General features: G+C 29.8%; 10 protein-coding genes. All 10 read left to right on the forward strand.

The window, feature by feature from the left end:
- The first annotated feature begins 44 nt into the window (after positions 1 to 44).
- The gene (locus FEDK69T_RS14525; protein WP_023574943.1) at positions 45 to 833 is read left to right on the forward strand and encodes a hypothetical protein; all 789 of its coding nucleotides are present in this window, start codon (positions 45 to 47) and stop codon (positions 831 to 833) included.
- A gap of 163 nt (positions 834 to 996) precedes the next feature.
- The gene (locus FEDK69T_RS14530) at positions 997 to 1821 is read left to right on the forward strand and encodes a hypothetical protein (protein ID WP_023574944.1); all 825 of its coding nucleotides are present in this window, start codon (positions 997 to 999) and stop codon (positions 1819 to 1821) included.
- Between the two features lie 723 nt (positions 1822 to 2544).
- Positions 2545 to 3105 (forward strand): hypothetical protein, encoded by a 561-nt coding sequence (locus FEDK69T_RS14545; RefSeq protein WP_023574947.1) that lies wholly within the window; start codon positions 2545 to 2547, stop codon positions 3103 to 3105.
- A 199-nt stretch (positions 3106 to 3304) separates the two neighbouring features.
- Positions 3305 to 3823: a hypothetical protein gene (locus FEDK69T_RS14550; RefSeq protein WP_023574949.1), complete on the forward strand. Its 519-nt coding sequence runs from the start codon at positions 3305 to 3307 to the stop codon at positions 3821 to 3823.
- Positions 3824 to 4006: 183 nt separating this feature from the next.
- Positions 4007 to 4816 (forward strand): zinc ribbon domain-containing protein, encoded by an 810-nt coding sequence (locus FEDK69T_RS14555; RefSeq protein ID WP_023574950.1) that lies wholly within the window; start codon positions 4007 to 4009, stop codon positions 4814 to 4816.
- A gap of 158 nt (positions 4817 to 4974) precedes the next feature.
- Positions 4975 to 5568: a hypothetical protein gene (locus tag FEDK69T_RS14560; RefSeq protein ID WP_023574951.1), complete on the forward strand. Its 594-nt coding sequence runs from the start codon at positions 4975 to 4977 to the stop codon at positions 5566 to 5568.
- Between the two features lie 199 nt (positions 5569 to 5767).
- Entirely contained in the window at positions 5768 to 6592 is an 825-nt protein-coding gene (locus FEDK69T_RS14565) for a hypothetical protein (RefSeq protein WP_023574952.1), read from the forward strand.
- Between the two features lie 156 nt (positions 6593 to 6748).
- Entirely contained in the window at positions 6749 to 7216 is a 468-nt protein-coding gene (locus FEDK69T_RS14570; RefSeq protein ID WP_023574953.1) for a hypothetical protein, read from the forward strand.
- Positions 7217 to 7823: 607 nt separating this feature from the next.
- The gene (locus tag FEDK69T_RS14580; protein WP_035631009.1) at positions 7824 to 8123 is read left to right on the forward strand and encodes a hypothetical protein; all 300 of its coding nucleotides are present in this window, start codon (positions 7824 to 7826) and stop codon (positions 8121 to 8123) included.
- A gap of 398 nt (positions 8124 to 8521) precedes the next feature.
- The gene (locus FEDK69T_RS14590) at positions 8522 to 8818 is read left to right on the forward strand and encodes a hypothetical protein (RefSeq protein ID WP_023574956.1); all 297 of its coding nucleotides are present in this window, start codon (positions 8522 to 8524) and stop codon (positions 8816 to 8818) included.
- The last annotated feature ends 244 nt before the right edge of the window (positions 8819 to 9062 follow it).

Genomic DNA, 9062 nt, shown 5'->3' on the forward strand with positions numbered 1-9062 from the left:
TTCACAAAGCCCCGGGACGTTGGCTGTAATTATAACAAAACGAAATGGAAATATTAGATTTCGCAAAAAAACTAATTGATTTAAAAGAAACATCAGTTAAACAATTTGGTGAAATAGTTGGCGAAGAGTTTTTTAGCGGCCTACTAATTAAAATACAATTTCAAATTAGAACAACTCAAATAATTCAAGAATTAGATCTATTTAAAAATTTATATGTAGATTCAATTTTCAGCATTACAGAAAAATTTTATGAATTAAATTTTAAAAAAGAGCAGACTGAAAATGAAAAAGAACTCATGAAAGGGGTCTACGAAATTATTGGAAAGCCAGATCATAAATTCTCAGATGAAATTACATTATTGTTTTATGTTGGTTTATATCATAAAATTGAAAACTATGAAAATGAAATTTTAAAATTTTATAATGCCATCAATAATACAAATTTTAAAGAACTTAAATCAGTAGGGATTGATTACATAAATAAGAAAAACCTTTTTGAAGATAGAGATAGAATAAGGTTGATTTGTAATTCTATAAAACACAATAATTACTATCCAAAAAAAGAATTGCTGAAATTTTATCCGTATTTAGAAATTGACAAAAAAATTTCACTAATTAATTTCAATCCAATAGAGGATATTGAATTGATAAAAGCTTATGTGCATTATTTTAATATGCTAGTCACCTTGAAAATGGCACTTACAAAATATTCGAATTATAATAACATAATGGGACAAGAAAGTCCAAATGAACTGGAATCGCATTTTAATGAATTAATGAAAGATAAAAGTTATAAGGATGAAGATTATAAAACTACATATTTAAATAAATAACTACAGCCAACAGCGGTTTTGAGCAAGTGGGGCTTTAGGGCAAAATTTAAAGTTGGTTTTGTATTTGTAAACTAAATCTTTAATTTATACTTTTGGGAGAACAATCCCCCACCTTCTCAAAGCCGGCGGGACGTTAGTGGCAACCGTAAAAAACAGAACGTTAATGGAATACGAAATTTTAATTGTAAATGATTCATCAGCTGGTGAAATGATGGATAAATGTTACGAGTCAACTTATAATGTTCATCATTATTCGAAGTATATTATTGACAACAAAAAGTTTCCGGAAACTAAACCACCAATTTGGATAAAACTTTACAAAGAAAAAGAGTTCAATTCCTTAAATGATTTTGTACACTCATTATATAATTTCATAATCAACGACAAAGTCAAAGCCATATTGGAAAAACACAAATTACCAAATCACGATTATTTACCAGCTCAAGTTTTTAGAAAAGAAAAAACTCTTCTGTTTAAAAAATTAGTAGGCTATAATTATTATTGGTTCAATTATGATTGTGAGCATATTTCCGACTATTACGAACATATAGATTTTGAGAAAAGTGAAATAACTTTCTTTAGAAATGAAAAGAATATTGATTTAAAAATTAACTCGATTTCAGATCTCCATTCAATTAGGGAGTCAAACAAATTGATTTCAAATGAAATTAATGAATTATACAAACTCTATCCAAATAAGCAATCGCTCATTCAAAAGATTATTAAAGAGAAAGACTTGTTTACTGTCAGTTGGAGAACAGAGAAAATTGTGCTAAAAGACAGTTTTGATATTGAATTGGACCTTTTTTCATTGCCTTTATTTTCCTTTAAAACTTACGTCTCGCCGAGGTTAAAAAAAGCTTTAATAGATGAAAATATTAAGGATATATTTTTCAAAAAAACAGGAAATAATCCCGATCCACGCTACCTGATAAATCCACAAATTAAATTAGAAAATCCAAAAATTGAAATCAACGGCAGCCACTAACAGCGGTTTTAAGAAATTGGGGTTTCGTTGTTTAATGGAACGAGCTTTTTGTATATTTGACTTCAGTCCTTATGGAATGGTTCGGGAATAAAAATCCCCAACTTCTTAAAGCCGGCGGGACGTTATGCGAAATTTTGGGTAAACGAAATCTAAAAAATGAATCCTATAATTAAGAATTTATTTGCTTATCTCACATTTAGTTTCATAACTGCCGTAATATTCGCCATTATCTTAAAAATTAAAGTAGGTGGTGGTCAAATGGTGGTTATGGCTCCTCTTTATTTACTAATAAATTCAGCAATAGCGATTATAATATCATTAGTACTTATATCTGTTATAAGAAATCTTATTACAATAACTTTATCGTTAAGTCTATGGCTATTTATGATCGTATTTGTTTTAACAATATTTGTGAACAATGATTTTAATCTATTCAAAAATGATATTGATGTATTGTCATTTTCGAGTGTATTTATATCTTTCGTAATATTTCAATTAACATTAATGATTAAAAAAAACTTCGCATAACAGCGGTTTTGTGCAAGCGGGGTTTTGGGTGTTTATCGGTAATGGTCAGTGTTTGCACTTCTCTCCTATTTTTCAACTTTTTTCTTTCAGTCTTTTCGGTATATTTGTAAACATCAGTAATAAAAATCCCCACCTGCCACAAAGCCGGCGGGACGTTATGCGACACTTTACTAAACGAATCGAATAAAAATCGAAATGAAAAAAATACTAAAATGTATTATTCCTATTTTAATTATTACTACTCTTTTAAGTTTTAAATACGGTCAAAATTCAGTGAAAATTTATGGTCAATTGAAACCTAAAAAATCTGAAACAAATATTTATGGGTTGAAAATTTTCGCAAAAACTAACAATACTATCTTAGCGGAAACATTTACAGATAATTTTGGTAAATTCAAATTAACATTAATTCCAGAACCAACTGGTAAAATTGATTTTTTCTGCACAGGAATTAAAAATGATACAATCTTTTTGAAAAGAATAGTAAATATCAAAACTGATTCTTTAAAACTGACTTTTTCACTACCAATAGAATACAAATTAAATTCAAATGGAAAAATAATTTGTCCAATTTGTAAAAAAGCAAATAAGGTGTTAAAGCTATTTTATTTAAATACTAATCCAGTTAGCGCTACTGGAATAAAAACAACAGATAAAGGGAAACTAATAACCGAAAATGCAATACTCAAACAAGAAGAATATATTCCCATAGAACTTTCAAGATATTCATGCGAAAGAGATAAAATAAAGTTTTAAAAAGCGATCGCATAACAACGGTTTTATGCTATGGCGGGGCTTGGGATTTTTTTGGATTGTTCTGTGCTTGCTTTTCTTCTTTAAAAAGAAGTTTTTTCTTTCCACTTTTCGGTATATTTGTAAACATCAGTAATAAAAAATCCGCCACAGCATAAAGCCGGCGGGACGTTATAGGCAATACTAAAAAAATCGTCGTCTAATGATAAGAATCAAACAATTAATATTTTTCATTTCGATTTGCATTCTAATTAGTTGTTCTCATAAAAATGAATTTGGTCAAAACAGGGTGAATTTTAATCTCAAAAGAATAAAACCAAATACTGACAACAGTGTTTATAATATTATAGACACAACAAAAATATATTACGAAATATCTATTAGAGATAATGTAGGGAATCCAGTATCAATACCTGATTACAAAAACAATTATCTTAAGTTTTACAAAGATGGTAGAGTTGCAGAATTCGATAATATTAATTTCCAAGACATAGATTCTTTTAATCCAAAGCGAGCAGATAGTTACTTGTACAATCTAAAAAATGGCAATCTTGTGATTCAAGTCTATTTTAAACATCCTCAATGCGGACAATGTTTTATAAAAGAAAAATTAACCAAAATTTCCGAGGACACTTTTGAGTTGAGGAATGATAGTTATGTTTCAACCTATAAGGCTATTGAAATTCCAAAATCTTTTTTAAAATATAAACCGGATTGGTAAAAGTACTGCCTATAACAGCGGTTTTATGAAATGGCTGGGTTCGGTCTTTATCGGTAATGGTCAGTGAATGTTTTTCTTTCTCCGAAAGAAGCTTTTTTCATTCAGTCTTTTAGGTATATTTGTAAACATCAGTAATAAAAATCCGCCACTTCATAAAGCCGGCGGGACGTTAGCAAACATTTTATGAACATAAATATACCAGATAAAATATCTAAACTTCTTGTCTTAATTGGAGTAATCTTAATTGGCTATTCATTTTATAACAGTGGTGATGTAGAAAAAAACTATTTTGCCAAAATTGACAACTTTAATCAATTAAAAGATTCAAGCTCAATAAGTCAACTCGTTTTAAAAGATAAATTAGAAAACATAAAACTGGTTGCTGAAAACTTATCAATTAAATATGGTACTGAAAATCCAATTAGTTTAGATAAAGATTCTTTAGTCACATTTAATAGAACACTTTCAGGTGGAAAATTTGAATCATTTGTAAGTGATTCAATAAATAAACTTTGGATTGAATATAAACGCCATGAATTTAAAAATGAAATAATTGACAAAAAAATTGAACGATATTCAACCAGATTGGATGAAGAGAAAAAACTAAAGGACAGTTATTTCAAACTCAATACCGAATTGGAAAATATTGGTTTCATACTTTTTATAATTGGAATATTTTTATGGATGCTTGATGAGCCAGATGAAAAGAAAAAAGAATTAATAAACCTTAATGAAAAACTTTATCCATTTTGTCAAAGCTGTGGAAAAAAGTTTACATCTGTAAGGAAATATGGAAAGGAAATAGATTCTACAGACAATTTAGCTTTTTGTGAAGAATGCTATAATGATGGTAAGTTTACAAACGATGAAATTACAAAAGAAGAATTCATTGAAAAATCAAATATTGAAATAAAAGATAAAAATTGGTTAGTGAAAAAAATATTAAAATCTAGATTTCAAAATTTAGAGCGATGGAATAAAAATAAATATTAAAAACGTTTGCTAACAGCGGTTTTAAGAAATTGGGGCTTTAGTGTTTAATGGGACGAGCTTTTTGTATATTTGACTTCAGTCCAAATGGAAAGTTCGGGAACAAAAATCCCCAACTTCTTAAAGCCGGCGGGACGTTATGGGCAAGTTAAACCAACTTCATGAAAAACAAAACTTTACTAATTTGCACGATCATCTTTTTTCTAATAGTAAATACAAATTATTATTGGGAAGGAATTATTGGAAAATTAGCTATGCTTTTCTCCCTGTTACTAATTTTAATTTTTGCAATCCTTTGCTTTATTTTCTTTTATCAGATATTTAAATCTATCAAAGAAAAGTTTACAAGCAAACTGAGAAATATATCAATTGTAGTTTTAATAATTGTTTTAGGGTTGACATTCTACAAACCAAACGGAATTGTAGATTTTGAAAAACTTGACGGCAAGGATTTATTAATTGCCGAACGCGGTGGAGTCGCGGATTGTTCAATTGTTTTTAAACTAAAAGAAAACAATCACTTCTTTCAACGTAACGTATGTTTTGGAATTGAAAAAACTACAGGTAAATATTCAATAAAAAATGATACAATATATTTTTCCAACATATCTCTTAGGAAAAAAGACTATTACAAATTTGGCGTAATAATTAGAGAAAAAAAGCATAACAAAATGTTGGGAGAGATTAGTTTGTACAAAACTAAAACTGATAAAATGCCTTTGAAAATATTTATAACAAAGAATAATCTTAAATAATAACCTGCCCATAACAGCGGTTTTATGAAATGGCTAAGTTCAGTGTTAATCGGTAATGGTCAGTGAATATTTTTCTTTCTCCGAAAGAGGCTTTTTTCATTCAGTCTTTTAGGTATATTTGTAAACATCAGTAATAAAAATCCGCCACTTCATAAAGCCGGCGGGACGTTAGTGGCAACCATAAAAAAACAGAACGTTAATGGAATACGAAATTTTAATTGTAAATGATTCATCAGCTGGTGAAATGATGGATAAATGTTATGAGTCAACTTATAATGTTCATCATTATTCGAAGTATATTGTTGATAACAAAAAGTTTCCGGAAACAAAACCACCAATTTGGATAAAACTTTACAAAGAAAAAGAGTTCAATTCATTAAATGATTTTGTACACTCATTATATAATTTCATAATCAACGACAAAGTCAAAGCCATATTGGACAAACACAAATTACCAAATCACGATTATTTACCAGCTCAAGTTTTTAGAAAAGAAAAAACTCTTCTGTTTAAAAAGTTAGTAGGCTATAATTATTATTGGTTCAATTATGATTGTGAGCATATTTCCGACTATTACGAACATATAGATTTTGAGAAAAGTGAAATAACTTTCTTTAGAAATGAAAAGAATATTGATTTAAAAATTAACTCGATTTCAGATCTCCATTCAATTAGGGCGTCAAACAAATTGATTTCAAATGAAATTAATGAATTATATAAACTCTATCCAAATAAGCAATCGCTCATTCAAAAGTTTATTAAAGAGAAAGACTTGTTTACTGTCAGTTGGAGAACAGAGAAAATTGTGCTAAAAGACAGTTTTGATATTGAATTGGACCTTTTTTCATTGCCTTTATTTTCCTTTAAAACTTACGTCTCGCCGAGGTTAAAAAAAGCTTTAATAGATGAAAATATTAAGGATATATTTTTCAAAAAAACAGGAAATAATCCCGATCCACGCTACCTGATAAATCCACAAATTAAATTAGAAAATCCAAAAATTGAAATCAACGGCAGCCACTAACAGCGGTTTTAAGAAATTGGGGTTTGGGTGTTTAATGGAAAGAGCTTTTTGTATATTTGGCTTTAGTCCTAATGGAATGGTTTGGGAACAAAAATCCCCAACTTCTTAAAGCCGGCGGGACGTTAGTGGCAAGACATCCAAACAGAACGAAAATAAATGAGTGAAACACGATTTGAAATCCAAAAAGAATTTAGAGAAAGGCAAGAAAAGTATGTTTATTATTTAATAGCATTATCGGTTTCAGCAATTGGATTTTCAATTTTTAAAACTGACAATCAAACTTTAAATATCTATCAAATTCCTCTTGCAATTGCCGTAATTTGTTGGAGCGTTAGTATTTTTTGTGGGTTAAAATTTTTAAAATATGTAATCAGTTCGTTATATAACAACAATAGCTATTTTGAAATAATTAATGGAAAGGATCCAAAAGTCGGCAACAACTTAGAGAAAATTGAAATAAGTATTGAGGCTTTTAAAGAAGCTTGGAAAATAAATGCAAACAGTATGAAAAGATACTTTACATGGCAAGGCTATTTATTTTATACAGGTATAATTTTATTCATAGTTTGGCATATTATTGAAATGTATTTTAGAACTCAGTTAATGAATTTGTCCTGCCACTAACAGCGGTTTTAAGAAATGGCGGCTTTAGGGATTTATCGGTAATGGTCAGTGAATATTTTTCTTCTCCGAAGTGAGGCTTTTTCTTTCAAACTTTTCGGTATATTTGTCAACATCAGTAATAAAAATCCGCCACTTCTTAAAGCCGGCAGGACGTTAGCTGCAATACCATCACTAACTCAGAAAACAATACTCAAATGATAAAACGATATCACGGAACAAGTACAAATTCAGCCAATAGTATTGTGGGACCGCCCGCAAATATTAATTTAACACTTGGAGGTGGTGAATTAGGAGTGGGATTTTATGTTGGTCAAAGTGTTTCACTTTGTGCCGGAAGAGCTAAATCAAAATATGGAACCAATACATGTCTCATTGAATTTAAAATTTCACCATCAAATTACTATTCATTGAGAATTTTAAGGATTCATAATCGAGATTACGTAAGAAGACTTTGGATACGCTTAAATAGAACATCAAATCGGAATACTTATCTTTTTAATTATGATATCGTCAGAGCTCCGTATGCAGTAATTTATTATTCATTGCAAGAGAAATTTGAATCCTTGAACGCAAAAAATATTTTGGAAACTTCGAGAATTAGAATTATATGAAAAAAATACCAGTATATCAAATGGGTTTTGACTTTGAGAATCTGATTTTCGACAATGAGAGTGATTTCCAGAGTCCAATTACCATTTTTGTAATTCAAGAATTTGACGAAGGCAAAAGTATCGAAGGCAGAACCGATTTAACAATTTATTTTCCTTTCGATCTAAACAATGATTATTTAGAACTATCTGGAAAGATTGAAGGAAAATATATAGAATTTCAGCCACCAAATTTTGATTCAAAAATTAAATTCGAAATTGATTTTACTAGAAAAATTTTTGCAAAAGTCTGGTTATAAAAAAGATTTACTACAATACAAGGGTAATTACAAAACCGACTACTTAGAGAATTCCTTTCTTATACTCATTCCAATAGATGTGCGAAAAATGGACAAAATGTATTTAAAAACCAAGGGAGTTTTTGTGGGATTAACTCCGACATTCGGAAGAAATGAAAATGGATTATTTAAATTTTAAAAGGTACTGCAGCTAACAAGGGTTTTATGCAAGTGGGGTTTTAGGATTTATCGGTAAAGGTCAGTGTTTGCACTTTCTTCTTCGAAGTGAGGCTTTTCTTTTACTCTTTTCGGTATATTTGTAAACATCTGTAATAAAAGTCCCCACCGGCATAAAGCCCCGGGACGTTAGCAGCAATTAGACCAAACTTTGCGAAATCAACTATAGAAAAAATTCACAAATGGAAATACCCAAAATTAAATTGTTACCAAATCCTGAAACAGAAGAAGCTAAATATGCTGTTGGATACAAATGGAATGATATTGCAGGAACTAGGCATTTTTTAGGAGGAAAACCTGATGGATTAAAAGAGGAAGAATTCCCAAAATGTAAAGATTGTGGACAAGAGATGACATTTTATGCACAAATAGATTCGATTGGTGACAAATACGATTTAGCAGACTGCATGGTAATCCATACTTTCGTTTGTTTTGATTGTTTCACCGTTGAATCACAATTAAATCAAACTTTAGCATAATAACTGCTGCTAACAGCGGTTTTAAGAAATGGCGGGTTTTGGGATTTATCGGTAATGGTCTGTGTTAGCACTTCTCTCCTATTTTTCAACTTCTTTCTTTCAAACTTTTAGGTATATTTGTAAACATCAGTAACAAAAAATCCGCCACTTCTTAAAGCCGGCGGGACGTTAACGGCAACCGACGTGACGCGACGTGAAACTGGATGTCACAATTTAATTACTCCGAGAAATTTAATAACTAAAC

It is taken from the genome of Flavobacterium enshiense DK69 (assembly GCF_000498495.1).
GTDB classification, from domain to species: Bacteria; Bacteroidota; Bacteroidia; order Flavobacteriales; family Flavobacteriaceae; genus Flavobacterium; species Flavobacterium enshiense.